Genomic DNA, 15225 nt, shown 5'->3' with positions numbered 1-15225 from the left:
CTGTGCAGGGCCGTCACGACCCCGGCGGCCACGCCCGCAGGCGGGCGAAGCAGCGCATGTCGTGCAGTACGCCATCCTTGAACACGGCCTGGCGCTCCAGGCCTTCCTCGATGAAACCGGTCTTGAGCAGCACCCGCGCCGAGGCGGGATTGCCGGCCATGACCTGTGCCGCGAGCCGGTACAGGCCCAGTTGTTCCATCACCCACGGCGCGAAACCGTCCACGACCGTGGTCATGATGCCCTGCCCCCAGTGGCGCCGCCCCAGCCAGTAGCCCAGGGTCGCGCCATGGCGGCGCTCGCCGCTGCCCTGCTGCACGCCGATGCCGCCGCAGGCCTCGCCGTCGATCTCCAGCGCGAACACCGGCCCGGACAGGTCCAGCACCTGCCCGGACAGGAACGCCTCGCCGTCGGCACGGGTGTAGGGATACGGGAAGCGCGTGCCCAGCCCGCGCGACACCGCCGCGTCATCGGCATGCCGCAGCAGCGACGCCAGGTCGTCCGCCCGCCAGTGGCGCAGCCGCACCGCGCCGATGGCGGGCGGCTCACGCATGCCCGCCCACCGATGGCGTGTCGCGTTCCTGCCTGGCCAGCTCGTTGGCCACCGTTTCCGGCGACTGCGTGTACGGCGCCAGCAGCGCGTAGAACGCCGGCACCACGAACAGCGACAGCAAGGTGGAAACGGCGACACCGAAGATCACCACGATGCCGATGGTGCCGCGGCTGGCCGAACCCGGGCCGCCGGCCAGCACCAGCGGCACCGCGCCGACCACGGTGGCGATGGAGGTCATCAGGATCGGACGCAGGCGCACCGTCGAGGCCTCGACGATGGCCTGGTGCACGTTGCGGCCCGCGTCGCGCAGCTGGTTGGCGAACTCCACGATCAGGATGCCGTTCTTCGCCGCCAGGCCGACCAGCATGACGATGCCGATCTGGCTGAACAGGTTGAGCGTGCCGCCGCTGACGTACAGGCCGACGAAGGCGCCGAGCACGCCCAGCGGCACGGTGAGCATGATCACCAGCGGGTGGATGAAGCTCTCGAACTGCGCGGCCAGCACCAGGTAGACCACCAGCAGCGCCATGGCGAAGGTCAGCAGCACCGCGCCGCCGGCGCTTTGGTACTCGCGCGACTCGCCCTTCCAGTCGATCTGCGCGTACTCGGGCAGCTCCTCGCGGGCCACCTGCTGCACCCAGGCGATGGTCTCGCCCAGGGTATGGCCGGGGGCCACGCTGGCGCTGATGGTGATCGAGCGCAGCCGGTTGAAGCGGTTCAGGGTGCCGGCCTCGGCCACCTCGCCGAGGCTGACCAGGTTGGACAGCGGCACCAGTTCGCCCGAACGCGCGCGCACCTGGATCGCGGCCAGGTCGGCCGGCGACGCACGGCCCTCGCGGCCGGCCTGCACCAGCACGTCGTATTCCTCGCCGTTGTCGACGAAGGTGGTGACGCGGCGCGAGCCCATCATGGTTTCCAGCGCGCGGCCGATGTCGGTCACGCTCACGCCCAGGTCGGCCGCACGCTGGCGGTCGATGTTGACCCGCATCTGCGGCCGGGTTTCCTTGTAGTCCGAATCGGCGCCGACCAGCCCCGGGTAGTCGGCCATGCGCGCCAGCAGGCGGTCGCGCCACTGCGCGATCTCCGCGTATTCCGGCCCGCCTAGCACCACCTGGAACGGCTGCCCGAAACTGCGCACCAGGCCGCCGCCGACCTGGGTGCGCACGCGCACGCCGCTGAGGCCGTCCAGTTCCTTCTGCAGCGCGCTGGCGACGTCGGCGGTGGCTTCCTGGCGTTCGCGCCAGGGCTGCAGGAACACGCTGATGCGGCCGGTGTGCATTTCCTCGCTGTTGCCCCAGCCGCCGGGCACGCGCGGGTTGGCGCGCACGATCGGCTCCTCGGGGCCGACGAAGCGGTCGACGATGCGCTCGACCTGCTGCACCTGGCCGACGGTGTAGTCGAAGCCGGCGCCCTCCGGGCCGTCGATGATGATCTGGAACGAGCCGCGGTCCTCGGCCGGCGCCAGCTCCGACGGCAGCAGCCGGAACAGGCCCCAGCTGGCGCCCAGCGCGGCCAGCATCACCAGGCCGAACACCCAGCTGCGCTGCACGTGGCGGTCCAGCACCCGGCCGTAGGCGGCCGCCACCCGCGCCAGCTGGCCGTCGATGAAACGGTTGATGCGGTTGGGCCGGCGCTCGCTGTGCGGCCTGAGCAGCTTGGACGCCATCATCGGCGTCAGGGTCAGCGCGACGAACGCCGACAGCGCCACCGCCGCGGCCAGCGCCACCGCCAGCTCGCGGAACAGGCGGCCGGTGTTGCCCTCCAGGAAGCCGACCGGCAGGAACACCGCCACCAGTACCGCGGTGGTGGCGATCACCGCGAACGCCACCTGCGCGGTGCCGCGGCGCGCGGCGACCAGCGGCGGTTCGCCCAGGTCGATGCGCCGCTGCACGTTCTCCACCACCACGATGGCGTCGTCCACCACCAGGCCGATGCACAGCACCAGCGCCAGCAGGGTGAACAGGTTGATCGAAAAACCGAAGGCGAACAGCGCGATGAACGCCGCCACCAGGCATACCGGCACCGTCACCGCCGGGATCAGCGCCGCGCGCAGGCTGCCCAGGAACAGCCAGATCACCACCAGCACCAGGAGCATCGCCTCCACCAGGGTGGCATAGACGCGCTCCACCGCCGCCTCGATGAAGGTGGTGTTGTCGAAGGCGACGAAGATCCGGGTACCGGCCGGCAGGGTCCTGGCGATGCGCTCGGCCTCGGCGCGGGTGGCGCGGGCCACGTCCAGCGCGTTGGCGGTGGAGGTCTTGACGATGCCCAGGCCGATGCCGGGCTCGCCGTTGCTGCGGTAATAGGCGCGGCGCTCGGCCGAGGCCAGCTCGACCTTGGCCACGTCGCCCAGCCGCACCACGTAGCCGTCGCTGCCCTTGCCCAGCGGGATGCTGGCGAAATCGGCCGGGGCCACGTAGCTGCGCTCCACGCGCAGGGTGAAATCGCGGTCGGCCGACTCGATGCGCCCGGCCGACAGCTCCACGTTCTCGTTGCGCAGCGCCGATTCCACCTCGCCCACGGTCAGCCCGCGCGCGGCCAGCTGGTCGCGGTCCAGCCAGATGCGCATGGCATAGCGCTGGCGCCCGCCGATGCGTACCTGGGCTACGCCGTCGATGCTGGAGAAGCGGTCGACCACGTAGCGCTCGGCGTAATCGCTGAGCTCCAGCGTGTCCATCGTCGAGGAGCTCATGTTGAACCAGATGATCGGGTCGGCATCGCTTTCGACCTTGGCGATCTCCGGCGGGCGCGCTTCCTCGGGCATGCGGTCGGCGACCCGGCTGACCGCATCGCGCACGTCGTTGGCGGCGGCCTCGATGTCGCGGTTGGCGGTGAACTCGATGCTCACCGAGGCGCGGCCGTTGGTGCTGCGCGCATTGATGGTATCGATGCCCTCGATGCCGGCCAGCGCGTCTTCCAGCACCTGGGTGATGCGGCTTTCGATCACCGCCGCCGAGGCGCCGGTGTAGTCGACCGACACCGAGACGATGGGCGGGTCGATCGCCGGCAGCTCACGCAGGGTCAGGCGGCTGAAGGACATCAGCCCCAGCACCACCAGCAGCAGGCTCATCACCACGGCCAGCACCGGCCGCTTGATCGACAGGTCCGACAGCTTCATTCGGCGCTGGCCCCGGCGGCGGCCGGCGCGGCCTTGGCGTCGGCGATGCGCAGGCCCGGGCGCAGCTTGCCGGTACCGTCGACGACGATGCGCTGGCCGGCCTCCAGCCCTTCCACGATCTCCACCACGCCGGCGCGGCGGGTGCCGGTCCTGACGTCGGCGCGCTCGACCGTGGCGTCGTCGCGGACCCGGAACACGTAGGAGTCACGGCCGACCTGGACCACCGCGATCTCCGGGATCACCAGCGCCTGCCGCTCGGGGCGGAACACGCGCACGTCCAGCAGCATGCCCGGGCGCAGCGCATGGTCGGGATTGGCGAAATCGGCGCGCACGGTGACCGCGCGGCTGCCCGGGTCGACCCGCGCATCGACGGTGCTGACCTCGCCCTCGAAGCTGCGCCCCGGGTAGGCGATGCTGCTGCCGCTGACCTTGTCGCCGGGCTTGAGCGAGGCCAGCTCGGCTTCCGGCACCTGGAAATCGACATGCATCCGCGAAATGTCGTCGAGCGTGGCGATCACCGTGGTCGGGGTGACCAGCGAACCGGGGCTGACCTGGCGGATGCCGAGCACGCCGGCGAACGGCGCCCGCACCTGGCGGTCGGCCACGTCGGCGCGCATCTGCCGCACCCGCGCCTCGGCCGCGTCGCGGATCGCCTTCTGGGTATCAAGGGTGGAACTGGCGACCAGCTGCTGGGTGGCCAGCTCGCTCTGCCGGCGGTACAGGCGGTCGGCTTCGTCGAAGGTGGCCTGGGCCTGCGCCAGCGCCGCCTGCTGCGCGTCGATGCGCAGGGTCACCAGCGGTGCCCCGGCGGCCACTTCCTGGCCGCTGCGGAAATGCACCGCGTCGATGATCTCGCTGACCTTGGCGGTGACGGTCACCGACTCGCGCGCCCGGGTGGTGCCGATGGCCTGCAGGGTGTCGTTCCAGGCCGAACGCGCGACCACCTGGGTGGTGACCGGCACCGGCGCGCCCTGCGCACGCGGCGCATCGCCGCTCCCACGGCCGCAGGCGGCCATTCCCAGCGCCAAGACAATGCCACCGGCCAGGGTGGCCGAAAAACGCCACAACATACGTCGTTCCGTCCGCTACACGATCGCGCAGTCTAGCCGCCGCCAGTGAAGGGCCGGATGTGCCATTGGGTGGGGCCGGGCCATAACCTGGGCGGGGTCACCCATTGCCTGCCGCCATGGCTTCCGGCCGCGCCGGGGGGCGGGCGGCCGCGAGTGCCGGACCGCGCCCGGGGACGACCCTGGACGGCGCGGACGCGTACTTCGGCAAGCGCCCCTGCGACGGCGCAGGACGGCCGTGCATTCACCTTGCCGGCAGGCAAGCGGGCGCCCGCCCCGGGCGGCGGACGTGCGCCGCCCAGCGCCGCGCCGCCGGCCGGGGGGCGGGCAGCATCGGCCGCACGTGCAATGCGGCCGCAGTGCTCTGCGGCCCGCGCCTCAGCGCAATGCCAGCCGTACGACCTGGTCGGCCATCGCGTCCAGCGCCTCGCCGTCGGCGTACAGGTGCAGTTCCGGCGCTTGCGGCGGCTCGTAGGGCGAATCGATGCCGGTGAAGTTGGGAATCTGCCCGGCCCGCGCCTTGCGGTACAGGCCCTTCACGTCGCGCGATTCGGCGACCTCCAGCGGCACGTCGACAAAGATTTCGACGAACTCGCCCGGGGCGAAACGCTCGCGCGCCATCTGCCGCTCGGCACGGAACGGCGAGATGAAGCTGACCAGCACGATCAGCCCGGCGTCGACCATCAGCCGGGCCACCTCGGCCACGCGGCGGATGTTCTCCACCCGGTCCTCGTCGGTGAAGCCCAGGTCGCGGTTCAGGCCGTGGCGGACGTTGTCGCCGTCAAGCAGGAACGTGTGGCAGCCACGCGCGTGCAGGCGCTTCTCCACCTGGTTGGCGATGGTGGACTTGCCCGCGCCGGACAGGCCGGTGAACCACAGCACCCGCGGGGTCTGCCCCTTGATCCGCGCGCGCGCGGCCGGATCCACGTCCAGGTGCTGCCAGTGCACGTTGCCGGCACGGCGCAGGGCGAAGTCCAGGGTACCGGCGGCGACGGTGGCGTTGCTCTGGCGGTCGATCAGGATGAAGCCGCCCAGCGCGCGGTTGCGCGCATAGGGTTCGAAGGCGATGGGTTCGTCGAGGGACAGGTTGCAGTAGCCGACCTCGTTCAGCTCCAGCCGCTTGGCGGCCAGCTTGTCCTGCGTGTTCACGTCGATCCGGTGTTTGATCTCGCTGACGCTGGCGGCCACGCTGCGGCTGCCGATCTGCAGCCAGTACGGCCGCCCGGGCAGCAGCGCGGCATCGTCCATCCACAGCACGTGCGCGGCGAACTGGTCGGCCACTTCCGGCGGGTCGCCGGCGGCGGCGATCACGTCGCCGCGACTGACGTCGATCTCGTCGGCCAGGACCAGGGTCACCGCCTGGCCGGCGCGGGCGACGTCCAGCGGGCCATCCGGGCCGAGCACCTCGCGCACCGTCGAACGCCGCGCCGACGGCAGCACCACCACCGCGTCGCCGGCGCGCACCTGGCCGGCGGCGAGGGTGCCGGCGAAGCCGCGGAAATCCTGGTGCGGCCGGTTCACCCACTGCACCGGCAGGCGCAGGCCGCCGCCGCCGTCGTGGCCGGCGATGGCCACCGTGTCCAGGTGCTCGATCAGGGTGGGACCGTCGTACCACGGCATCAACGCCGAGCGCGTCGACAGGTTCTGCCCTTCCAGCGCCGACAGCGGGATCGCCTGCACGTGGGCGATGCCCATCTGCGCGGCCAGTGCCGCGTACTCGGCGGCGATGCGTTCGAACACCGCCGCGTCGTAGCCGACCAGGTCCATCTTGTTGACCGCCAGCACCACCTGGCCGATGCCCAGCAGCGAGATGATGTAGCTGTGGCGGCGGGTCTGCTGCAGCAGCCCCTTGCGCGCGTCCACCAGCACCACCGCCAGATCGGCGGTGGAGGCGCCGGTGGCCATGTTGCGGGTGTACTGCTCGTGGCCCGGGCAGTCGGCGACGATGTACTTGCGGCGATCGGTATCGAAATAGCGGTAGGCCACGTCGATGGTGATGCCCTGCTCGCGCTCGGCGGCCAGCCCGTCCAGCAGCAGCGCATAGTCGATGCGTTCGCCCTGGGTGCCATGGCGGCGGCTGTCGGCCTCCAGCGCGGCCAGCTGGTCGTCGAACAGGCGCTTGCTTTCGTACAGCAGCCGCCCGATCAGCGTGCTTTTGCCGTCATCGACGCTGCCGCAGGTGATGAAGCGCAGCAGCGGCTTGGATTCGTGCTGCTGCAGGTAGGTGGCGATATCGGAAGACGTTGCCGGTGCATTCATCAGAAATAGCCCTCCAGCTTCTTCTTCTCCATCGACGCGGACGGGTCGTGGTCGATCACCCGGCCCTGCCGCTCGGAACGGGTGGACACCAGCATTTCGGCGATGATCTTCTCCAGCGTGTCGGCCTGCGATTCGATGGCCCCGGTCAGCGGGTAGCAGCCCAGCGTGCGGAACCGCACCCGGCGCAGCTGCGGCACCTCGCCCGGACGCAGCGGCAGGCGCGCGTCGTCGACCATGATCAGGCTGCCGTCGCGCTCGACCACCGGGCGTTCGGCGGCGAAGTACAGCGGCACCACCGGGATCTTCTCGCGGTAGATGTAGAGCCAGATGTCCAGCTCGGTCCAGTTGGACAGCGGGAACACGCGCACGCTCTCGCCGGGGTGGATGCGCGCGTTGTACAGGTTCCACAGCTCCGGCCGCTGGTTCTTCGGGTCCCAGCGGTGGCGGTCGTTGCGGAACGAGAACACGCGCTCCTTGGCCCGGGATTTCTCCTCGTCGCGGCGCGCGCCGCCGATCGCCGCGTCGAACTTCCATTTATCCAGCGCCTGCTTCAGGCCCTGGGTCTTCATCACGTCGGTATGCACCGCGGCGCCGTGGCTGACCGGGCCGATGTCACGGGCGATGCCATCGGGATTGATGTGCACCCGCAGGTCCACGCCGGTTTCGGCCACGCGACGGTCGCGGAAGGCGATCATCTCGCGGAACTTCCAGCGCGTATCCACGTGCAGCAGCGGGATCGGCGGCACCCCGGGCGCGAACGCCTTGAGCAGCAGGTGCAGCAGCACCGAACTGTCCTTGCCGACCGAATACAGCAGCACCGGGTTGGCAAAGCCGGCCGCGACCTCGCGCAGGATGTGGATGCTCTCGGCTTCCAGCCGGTCCAGGTGCGACAGGGTCACGGTAGCGGTCATTGCGGCAGGTTCTGGGACGCTCTGGAAACGGGAGGGTAGCAGCGCGGGCCGGTACGCAACCCGGCAGGGCAGCGAGTGTGGGGTCCGCGCGCCCCGCGCAGAAATGAACGCAGGGCATGAACCGATAACCGCGCATCCTTTCCCGCGCCCCGCGCCGCTCCCTAGCATCGGTCACCCCATCCCCGACCGGACCGGACATGACCGCCGCCGCTGCCACCGTGCCCCCCAGCCCCCTGCCCGAGGACCGCAGGGCGCTGCTGGCGCGCCTGGTCGAGGGCCTGGACGGCAACAGCCTGTGGTGGCTGTCCGGCTTCGCCGCCGGGCTGGCCCAGGGCCATCCGCCGCCGTCGCTGGCGGTGATTCCCGGCGGCCAGCCGGCGGCGCCGGCCAGCGGCCGCCTGACCATCGTCTATGGCAGCCAGACCGGCAATGCCCGCCGCGCCGCCGAGCAGCTGGCCGCCGACGCCGAGGCCGCCGGGCTGGCGGTGCGGCTGCTCCGCGCCGACGCCTACCCCACCCGCGAACTGGCCGGCGAGCGCCTGCTGTACATCGTCATCAGTACCCAGGGCGAGGGCGACCCGCCGGACGACGCCATCGGCCTGGTCGAGTTCATCGCCGGCAGGCGCGCACCGAAGCTGCCGGAGCTCAGCTACGCCGTACTCGGCCTGGGCGATTCCAGCTACGCCGATTTCTGCGGCATCGGCCGCAGGCTGGACGCACGCCTGGCCGAACTGGGCGCGCGGCGCCTGCAGCCGCTGGGCGAGGCCGACCTCGACATTGACAGCGTCGCCACGCCGTGGCGCAGCCGTGCCCTGGCGGACGCACGCCAGGTGCTGGGCGAAGCCGCCGCGACGACCGCCAGCAACGTCACTCCGCTGCGCCACGTCCACGGCCACGGCACGGCATACAGCGCACAGCATCCATTCGCGGCCGAACTGCTGACGCGGCAACCGATCAGCGGCCGCGACTTCAAGGGCCCGGCCTTCGGCCACTACGGCCGCTTCGACAAGCGCGTGCACCACCTCGAACTGTCGCTGGAGGGCAGCGGCCTGCACTATGAGCCGGGCGACGCGCTGGGCATCGTCCACCGCAACCCGCCGCAGCTGGTCGATGCGATCCTCGCCGCCACCGGGCTGGACGGCGACACCGGCGTCAGCCATGGCGGCCATGAGCGCCCGCTGGCGCAATGGCTGGGCGAACACCGCGAACTGACCCGCATTTCGCGCCCGTTGCTGGCGACCGTGGCCGAACGCAGTGGCAGCGCCGACCTGGCCGGCCTGCTGGAGCCGGCCCGCAGCGGTGAACTGGCCGCCGTGTTCGCCGATCACCAGCTGGTCGACGTACTGCACCGCTGGCCGGCCGACTGGGACGCCGCCGCACTGGTCGCCGCGCTGCGCCCGGCCGCGCACCGGCTCTACTCCATCGCCTCCAGCCGCAGGCGCGTGGGCGAGGAGGTGCACCTGACCGTGGACGAACTGGCCTACGACGCGCACGGCCGCGGCCATGTCGGCGCCGCCAGCGGGTTCCTCGCCGCGCTGCAGGAAGGCGCGCAGGTGCCGGTGTTCGTCGAACCGAACGAACGCTTCCGGGTTCCCGCCGATGCCAGCCGCGACATCATCATGATCGGCCCCGGCACCGGCGTGGCGCCGTTCCGCGGCTTCGTGCAGGAACGCGCCGAGACCGGCGCCAGCGGCCGCAACTGGCTGTTCTTCGGTGCCCGCCACTTCAACAGCGATTTCCTCTACCAGGTCGAGTGGCAGGAGGCCCTGCAGAAGAAGGAACTGCATCGCCTCGACCTGGCCTTCTCCCGCGACCCTCTGAAATCCCCGCACACGGATGCGCGGGCGGGCTCGCAGCAACGCATCTACGTGCAGCAGCGCCTGCGCGAGCGCGGCCGCGACCTGTACGACTGGCTGCAGGGTGGCGCGCACCTGTACGTGTGCGGCGCCATCGCCATGGGCAGGGACGTGCATGCCGCGCTGCTGGACGTGGTGGCCGCGCACAACGGCGGCGATGCCGAGGCCGCCGCCGGGTACCTGTCCGCGCTGCAGCGCGAAGGCCGCTACGCCCGCGACGTGTACTGACGTGTTGCGCGCACCCACACCGCCATTGGACACACCATGAGCCACCCATCCGTCGAAACCATCAAGCGCGAAAGCCGGCGCCTGCGCGGCACCATCCACCAGGGCCTGGACGATGCCACCACCGGTTCGCTGGGCTTCGAGGACCAGCGCACCATCAAGTTCCATGGCAGCTACCAGCAGGACGACCGCGACCTGCGCGACGAGCGCCGGCGGCAGAAGCTTGAGCCCGCGCACCAGTTCATGATCCGCATCCGCGCGCCGGGCGGCGTGTTCACCCCGCAGCAGTGGCTCGGGCTCGACCGCATCGCCACCACCTGGGCCAACCACTCGCTGCGGGTCACCACGCGCCAGACCTTCCAGTTCCACGGCGTGATCAAGCGCGAGTTGAAGGCGACGATGCAGGCGATCAACGCCGCGGCGCTGGACACCGTCTCGGCCTGCGGCGACGTCAACCGCAACGTGCTGGGCGCCAGCAGCCCGCTGCTGTCGGGCCTGCATGCACAGGTGCACGCGTGGGCGCAGCAGCTGTCGCTGCGCTTCCTGCCGGCTACCCGCGCCTACTATGAGATCTGGCTGGACGAGGAAAAGGTCGCCGAAAGCGGGGTCGAGCACGAACCGCTGTATGGCGACACCTACCTGCCGCGCAAGTTCAAGATCGCCGTGGCGGTGCCGCCGTACAACGACGTCGATGTGTTCGCCAACGACCTCGGGCTGGTCGCCATCGTCGACGACGCCGGCAACCTGGCCGGCTTCAATGTCGCCATCGGCGGCGGCATGGGCGCCAGCCATGGCATCGCCGCGCATTACCCGCGGCTGGGCAACGTGATCGGCTTCGTGACCCCGGAACAGGTGTTCGCCATCGCCGAGGCCGCCATCACCGTGCAGCGCGACCTGGGCGACCGCGAGGAACGCAAGCACGCGCGCTTCAAGTACACCATCGACGACCACGGCACCGACGCCATCGTGGCGCTGATGCAGGAACGCGCCGCGGTGGTGCTGCAGCCGGCGCGGCCGTTCCGCTTCGAGCACAACGGCGACCGCTTCGGCTGGGTCGAGGGTGCGGACGACCTGTGGCACCTCACCCTGTCCCTGCCCAGCGGGCGCATCGCCGACACCCCGGGGCGGCCACTGCTGACCGGCATGCGCGAGATCGCGCGGGTGCATCACGGCGAGTTCCGCCTGACCGCCAACCAGAACCTGATCATCGCCGGCGTGCCCGCGGCACAGCGCGCGCGCATCGACGCACTGGTCGCGCAGCATGCGCTGGACCTGGAGAACAACGCGCCCACCGCCACCGCGCGTGGCGCGGTGGCGTGCGTGGCGCTGCCGACCTGCGCGCTGGCGATGGCCGAGGCCGAACGCTACCTGCCCGGCTTCCTCGCCGCGCTGGAACCGCTGCTGGCCCGGCACGGCCTGCGCGAGGTGCCGATCCTGCTGCGCATCTCCGGCTGCCCCAACGGCTGCTCGCGCCCGTACCTGGCCGAAATCGCCCTGGTCGGCAGGGCGCCGGGCCGCTACAACCTGTTCCTTGGCGGCGACCACCGCGGCCAGCGCCTGAACACGCTGTACCGCGACAACGTCACCGAGGCGCAGATCCTGCAGGCGCTGGAGCCGCTGCTGGCGCGCTATGCCGCCGAACGCGACGCGGACGAACGCTTCGGCGACTTCCTGCACCGCCGCGGGCTGATCGAACTGCCGCCCTACCCGACCCACCGCCAGATTGCCGTGGAACTGCACGCATGAGCGCTCTGCCCCTGTCTTCCCGCCACACCGGCAACACCGCGTCCCCCGAGGAAACCGCCGCGCTCGACGCGCGGCTCGAGGCGATGGACGCGACCGCGCGTGTGCGCTGGGCGCTGCAGCACCTGCCCGGCACCGACGTGCTGTCCTCCAGCTTCGGCGCGCAGTCGGCGGTGACCCTGCACCTGCTCAGCCGCGAGCGGCCGGACATCCCGGTGATCCTGATCGACACCGGCTACCTGTTCCCGGAAACCTACCGCTTCGCCGACACCCTCAGCGAGCGCCTGGGCCTGAACCTGAAGGTGTACCGGCCGCTGGTCAGCCGCGCCTGGATGGAGGCCCGCCACGGCCGCCTGTGGGAACAGGGCCTGGTCGGCATCGAGCAGTACAACAACCTGCGCAAGGTCGAGCCGATGAAGCGCGCGCTGGACGAGCTGCAGGCCGGCACCTGGTTCACCGGGCTGCGCCGCAGCCAGTCGAGCGGCCGCGCCGCCACGCCGGTGCTGCAGCGCCGCGACGCGCGCTGGAAGGTCAACCCGATCGCCGACTGGAGCGACCGCGACGTGTGGCAGTACCTCAAGCAACATGACCTGCCCTACCACCCGCTGTGGGAACAGGGCTATGTGTCCATCGGCGATTACCACACCACCCGCCGCTGGGAACCGGGCATGCGCGAGGAGGACACCCGCTTCTTCGGCCTCAAGCGCGAGTGCGGCCTGCACGAGGACATCTAGGGCGGCCAGCGTGCCGCGTTTGCGCGGCGGGCGCCTGCGCGGCAGGCGCCGCCCACCATGGACGATTCGTCGCACCCCGCAGTGCCGGGCTTGCCCGGCAGCAGCTTCCCGGGCGAGACCAGCGCAGCATGCGCGGCGCGATCAGCTGGCCACGGCTTCCTGCTGCTGCTCCCAGAACGCCAGCAGTCCACGCAGCCCCGGCGTGTCGCCGGCATGCGCCAGGTCCTCGCCCAGGTACCGCGCTTCCTGCCGCCACTGGCGGCTGCTCAGCTCGCGCAGCGCGCTGCCGTCGGTGCGGCTGCAGCCCATGTGCCACTGCGCGAAATACAGCTGTTCGACCGGGCCATCCTGCAGCTCTTGCAGCCCGACGTGCATGCGCGAATCGCGGATGCGCGCATAGATCTTCTCCACCCCGGCCGGCGGCCCTTCGAAATACTGGAAGAAGCGGTGGCCGTCGTGCAGCAGCACGCCGGTGACGCCTTCCATGCGGTTGTGTGCGCGCGCGTCGATCAGCAGGCGGTCGAGATCGGCCGGCGTCAGCCCGGCCACGGCGGTGCTGACATAGGCCACGGCCCGGTGCGTCATCTGCGGTTCCTGCTTCGTCCCTGGGTGCGCAAGCATGACACAGGCGTCCCGCCGCCGGTGGCCCGGCAGCGGGACCCGCCGCGTCAGTAGCGGTAATCCAGCTTCAGCCAGAGCGTGCGCCCGGGTTCGTTGATCCGCACCGGGTCGGCGGGGAAGCCGAAGTCGGCGCTGCCGGCCAGGTTCAGGTGTTCGGCATAGGCGCGGTCGAACACATTGTCCACGCCGGCACTGGCGCGAAGGCCGTCGCTGATGCGGTACGCGGCATTGAGCGAGAGCGTGGCGAAACCGGCGCTCGGCCCGAGATCGCGCGCCACCACGTTGCCTTCGTCCTGCGCCACCCGGTCCTGCCCGGCCACCACCCGCAACAGCGCGCCGGTGGACCATTGGCCACGCTCCCAGGAGGCGTTGAAACGGCCTTCCAGCGGCGGGATCTGCGGCAGCGGCCGCCGCTCATCGCGGTTCTCACCCCAGGCATAGGCAAGCGTGCTGCCCAGCTTCAGGCCCTGCACCGGGCGCCATTCCAGCCCGGCCTCGGCACCGGCGATGCGCGCATCGACATTGCCCGCACGCGTGCTGCTGCCCATCATGCCGCCGCTGCGGTAGGTGAACAGGATGTAGTCCTGCAGATGCCCGGCATAGGCCGACACCCAGGCATCGAGCGTGCGCCCGCGGAACTGCAGGCCGAGATCCAGCTGGGTGGTCTTTTCCGGCGTCACCCCGGCGAAGGCATTGGCGCTGCCGGCCGGGCCGGCGTCGGCCGAGAACAGCTCCCAGTAGTCGGGCATGCGCTCGCTGTGGCCGAGCCCGGCATACCAGGTCCAGGCCTGGCCGTGGTCGCGCTCATAGCGCAGGAAGCCGCTGCCCAGCGTTTCCTCGCGCGTCTGCCCGGCGGTCGGATTGGGCATGCCCATCATCCCGCTGGTCAGGCGCAGGTCCTTGGCCCGCGCCTTGTCCACGCGCAGGCCGCTGACCCAGCGCCGCGGCGTGTCCTCGCCGAAGGTCAGTTCGGCGAACGCGCCCGTGTTGCCGAGTTCGGCGTCGCGGGTCCACGGCATCTGCCGGAAGGTGCCGCGGCCCATGCCCTTGCGCTTGCGGTGACTGCTGTCCTGGGCGTCGATGCCGGCGACCACGGCCACGTCCTGCCAGCGCCATTCCGAAGCGATGCGGCCGCCGCGGGTGCGCCGCGCCACGTTCGACGCCATCGGCATCGGCATGCTGCCGTTCGGGTTGGGCGTGCGCAGCGTGTAGTTGTCCATCACGTGGTCGGCCTCGTTGTAGTACAGGTTGGCCTGCAGCCGGTCCCAGGCGCCGGGCAGGTTGCCGCGCTCGAAACGCAGGCCGTAGCTGCTGCGCTTGAACGCCGCCCCGTCCATGCCACGGCCGGCATAGCGCGCCAGGGCATCGCCGGTACCGGCATTGAGCTCGAGCACGGTGTCGGCATCGGGGGTCCAGCCGATCGCGGCGTCGGCGTTCCATTTGCGCCAGCGCGACGGCACCACCTCGCCGTTGCCGTCGCGGTAGTCGCCGGACTCGGAGCGGTTGCCATTCACCCGCACATAACCCGGGCGGCTGCCGAAGCTGGCATCGAGCATCTGGTCGTTGCGGTTGTTGGAGCCGCCCAGCGCGCTGGCCTGCAGCTCCATGCCCGGCGCATCGAAACGCGGCATGTCGCGCTCGAAGCGCACCGTGCCGGCCGAGGCACCGGCGCCCCAGCGCACGCTCTGCGGCCCCTTGACGACGGTCAGCCGGTCGTAGGTTTCCGGCGCGATGTAGGACAGCGGGTTGTCCATGCGCGAGGGACAGGCACCGATCAGGCTGCCGTCGTTGCTGAGGATGTTCAGCCGCGAACCGGACATGCCGCGCAGCACCGGGTCGCCATTGGTGCCGCCGTTGCGGATCGCGGAAAAGCCGGGGACGGTCTTGAGGTAATCGGCGCCATCGCTGGCGGGCACCGGCTGCCGCGGCAGGCGCGGATCGGTGACCCAGTTCAACGGCGAGGACGGCGCCGCGCTGGTCACCACCAGGGTGTCCAGGGTCTTGATCGACTCGGGCGCGTCGGCGTGCGCGAGCAGGGGAAACAGCGCCAGGCAGACACAGGCGGCCAGGCACGCCGGGGCGCCCGGCATACGGGAAACGGGATACATGGAATTCTCCGGTACGACATGCCACGTGCCGCA

The 15225-nt window shown here is 71.0% G+C and carries 10 protein-coding genes; 3 read left to right on the top strand and 7 right to left on the bottom strand.

Translation table 11 applies throughout. The features are described from left to right. Nucleotides 1-13: 13 nt before the first annotated feature. The 5 genes from AC06E6_RS02015 to cysD form a co-directional block, all read right to left on the bottom strand. Entirely contained in the window at nucleotides 14-550 is a 537-nt protein-coding gene (locus tag AC06E6_RS02015) for a GNAT family N-acetyltransferase (protein WP_104939430.1), read from the bottom strand. Beyond that, nucleotides 543-3668 (bottom strand): efflux RND transporter permease subunit, encoded by a 3126-nt coding sequence (locus tag AC06E6_RS02010; protein ID WP_478060127.1) that lies wholly within the window; start codon nucleotides 3666-3668, stop codon nucleotides 543-545. The genes AC06E6_RS02015 and AC06E6_RS02010 overlap by 8 nt, the downstream gene beginning before the upstream one ends. Next, nucleotides 3665-4738 carry an efflux RND transporter periplasmic adaptor subunit gene (locus AC06E6_RS02005; RefSeq protein WP_104939432.1) on the bottom strand — a complete coding sequence of 358 codons (1074 nt, stop codon included), beginning with the start codon at nucleotides 4736-4738 and terminating at the stop codon, nucleotides 3665-3667. The genes AC06E6_RS02010 and AC06E6_RS02005 overlap by 4 nt, the downstream gene beginning before the upstream one ends. Before the next feature lie 375 nt (nucleotides 4739-5113). After that, nucleotides 5114-6994, bottom strand: a complete 1881-nt coding sequence (cysN, locus tag AC06E6_RS02000) for a sulfate adenylyltransferase subunit CysN (protein ID WP_240212235.1) — start codon at nucleotides 6992-6994, stop codon at nucleotides 5114-5116. Continuing rightward, nucleotides 6994-7905 (bottom strand): sulfate adenylyltransferase subunit CysD, encoded by a 912-nt coding sequence (gene cysD / locus AC06E6_RS01995; protein WP_240212236.1) that lies wholly within the window; start codon nucleotides 7903-7905, stop codon nucleotides 6994-6996. Before cysD ends, cysN begins: the two co-directional genes overlap by 1 nt. Before the next feature lie 197 nt (nucleotides 7906-8102). Between cysD and AC06E6_RS01990 the strand changes: the two genes are divergently transcribed. Genes AC06E6_RS01990 through AC06E6_RS01980 form a run of 3 tightly spaced genes read left to right on the top strand, consistent with a single transcriptional unit; the run spans nucleotide 8103 to nucleotide 12463 of the window. Beyond that, nucleotides 8103-9989 (top strand): assimilatory sulfite reductase (NADPH) flavoprotein subunit, encoded by a 1887-nt coding sequence (locus tag AC06E6_RS01990; protein WP_478060125.1) that lies wholly within the window; start codon nucleotides 8103-8105, stop codon nucleotides 9987-9989. A gap of 36 nt (nucleotides 9990-10025) precedes the next feature. Next, the gene (gene cysI, locus AC06E6_RS01985) at nucleotides 10026-11732 is read left to right on the top strand and encodes an assimilatory sulfite reductase (NADPH) hemoprotein subunit (RefSeq protein WP_478060123.1); all 1707 of its coding nucleotides are present in this window, start codon (nucleotides 10026-10028) and stop codon (nucleotides 11730-11732) included. Then, the gene (locus tag AC06E6_RS01980; protein WP_478060121.1) at nucleotides 11729-12463 is read left to right on the top strand and encodes a phosphoadenylyl-sulfate reductase; all 735 of its coding nucleotides are present in this window, start codon (nucleotides 11729-11731) and stop codon (nucleotides 12461-12463) included. Before cysI ends, AC06E6_RS01980 begins: the two co-directional genes overlap by 4 nt. A 141-nt stretch (nucleotides 12464-12604) precedes the next feature. Here AC06E6_RS01980 and AC06E6_RS01975 read toward each other — a convergent pair whose 3' ends face one another. After that, nucleotides 12605-13048, bottom strand: a complete 444-nt coding sequence (locus AC06E6_RS01975; RefSeq protein ID WP_240212240.1) for a BLUF domain-containing protein — start codon at nucleotides 13046-13048, stop codon at nucleotides 12605-12607. Between the two features lie 83 nt (nucleotides 13049-13131). Beyond that, a complete protein-coding gene (locus tag AC06E6_RS01970) occupies nucleotides 13132-15192 on the bottom strand; it encodes a TonB-dependent copper receptor (protein ID WP_240212241.1) in 2061 nt (686 codons plus the stop codon). Between the last annotated feature and the right edge of the window lie 33 nt (nucleotides 15193-15225).

The organism is Stenotrophomonas sp. Steno-Z10-HUANG, assembly GCF_056393075.1.
This window is presented reverse-complemented; position numbering and strand designations above follow the sequence as displayed.

What these genes read in the sequence shown, in the direction of transcription:
- AC06E6_RS02015 (WP_104939430.1), bottom strand. Translation starts at nt 550, where the DNA reads ATGCGTGAGCCGCCCGCCATCGGCGCGGTGCGGCTGCGCCACTGGCGG.
- AC06E6_RS02010 (WP_478060127.1), bottom strand. Translation starts at nt 3,668, where the DNA reads ATGAAGCTGTCGGACCTGTCGATCAAGCGGCCGGTGCTGGCCGTGGTG.
- AC06E6_RS02005 (WP_104939432.1), bottom strand. Translation starts at nt 4,738, where the DNA reads ATGTTGTGGCGTTTTTCGGCCACCCTGGCCGGTGGCATTGTCTTGGCG.
- cysN (WP_240212235.1), bottom strand. Translation starts at nt 6,994, where the DNA reads ATGAATGCACCGGCAACGTCTTCCGATATCGCCACCTACCTGCAGCAG.
- cysD (WP_240212236.1), bottom strand. Translation starts at nt 7,905, where the DNA reads ATGACCGCTACCGTGACCCTGTCGCACCTGGACCGGCTGGAAGCCGAG.
- AC06E6_RS01990 (WP_478060125.1), top strand. Translation starts at nt 8,103, where the DNA reads ATGACCGCCGCCGCTGCCACCGTGCCCCCCAGCCCCCTGCCCGAGGAC.
- cysI (WP_478060123.1), top strand. Translation starts at nt 10,026, where the DNA reads ATGAGCCACCCATCCGTCGAAACCATCAAGCGCGAAAGCCGGCGCCTG.
- AC06E6_RS01980 (WP_478060121.1), top strand. Translation starts at nt 11,729, where the DNA reads ATGAGCGCTCTGCCCCTGTCTTCCCGCCACACCGGCAACACCGCGTCC.
- AC06E6_RS01975 (WP_240212240.1), bottom strand. Translation starts at nt 13,048, where the DNA reads ATGACGCACCGGGCCGTGGCCTATGTCAGCACCGCCGTGGCCGGGCTG.
- AC06E6_RS01970 (WP_240212241.1), bottom strand. Translation starts at nt 15,192, where the DNA reads ATGTATCCCGTTTCCCGTATGCCGGGCGCCCCGGCGTGCCTGGCCGCC.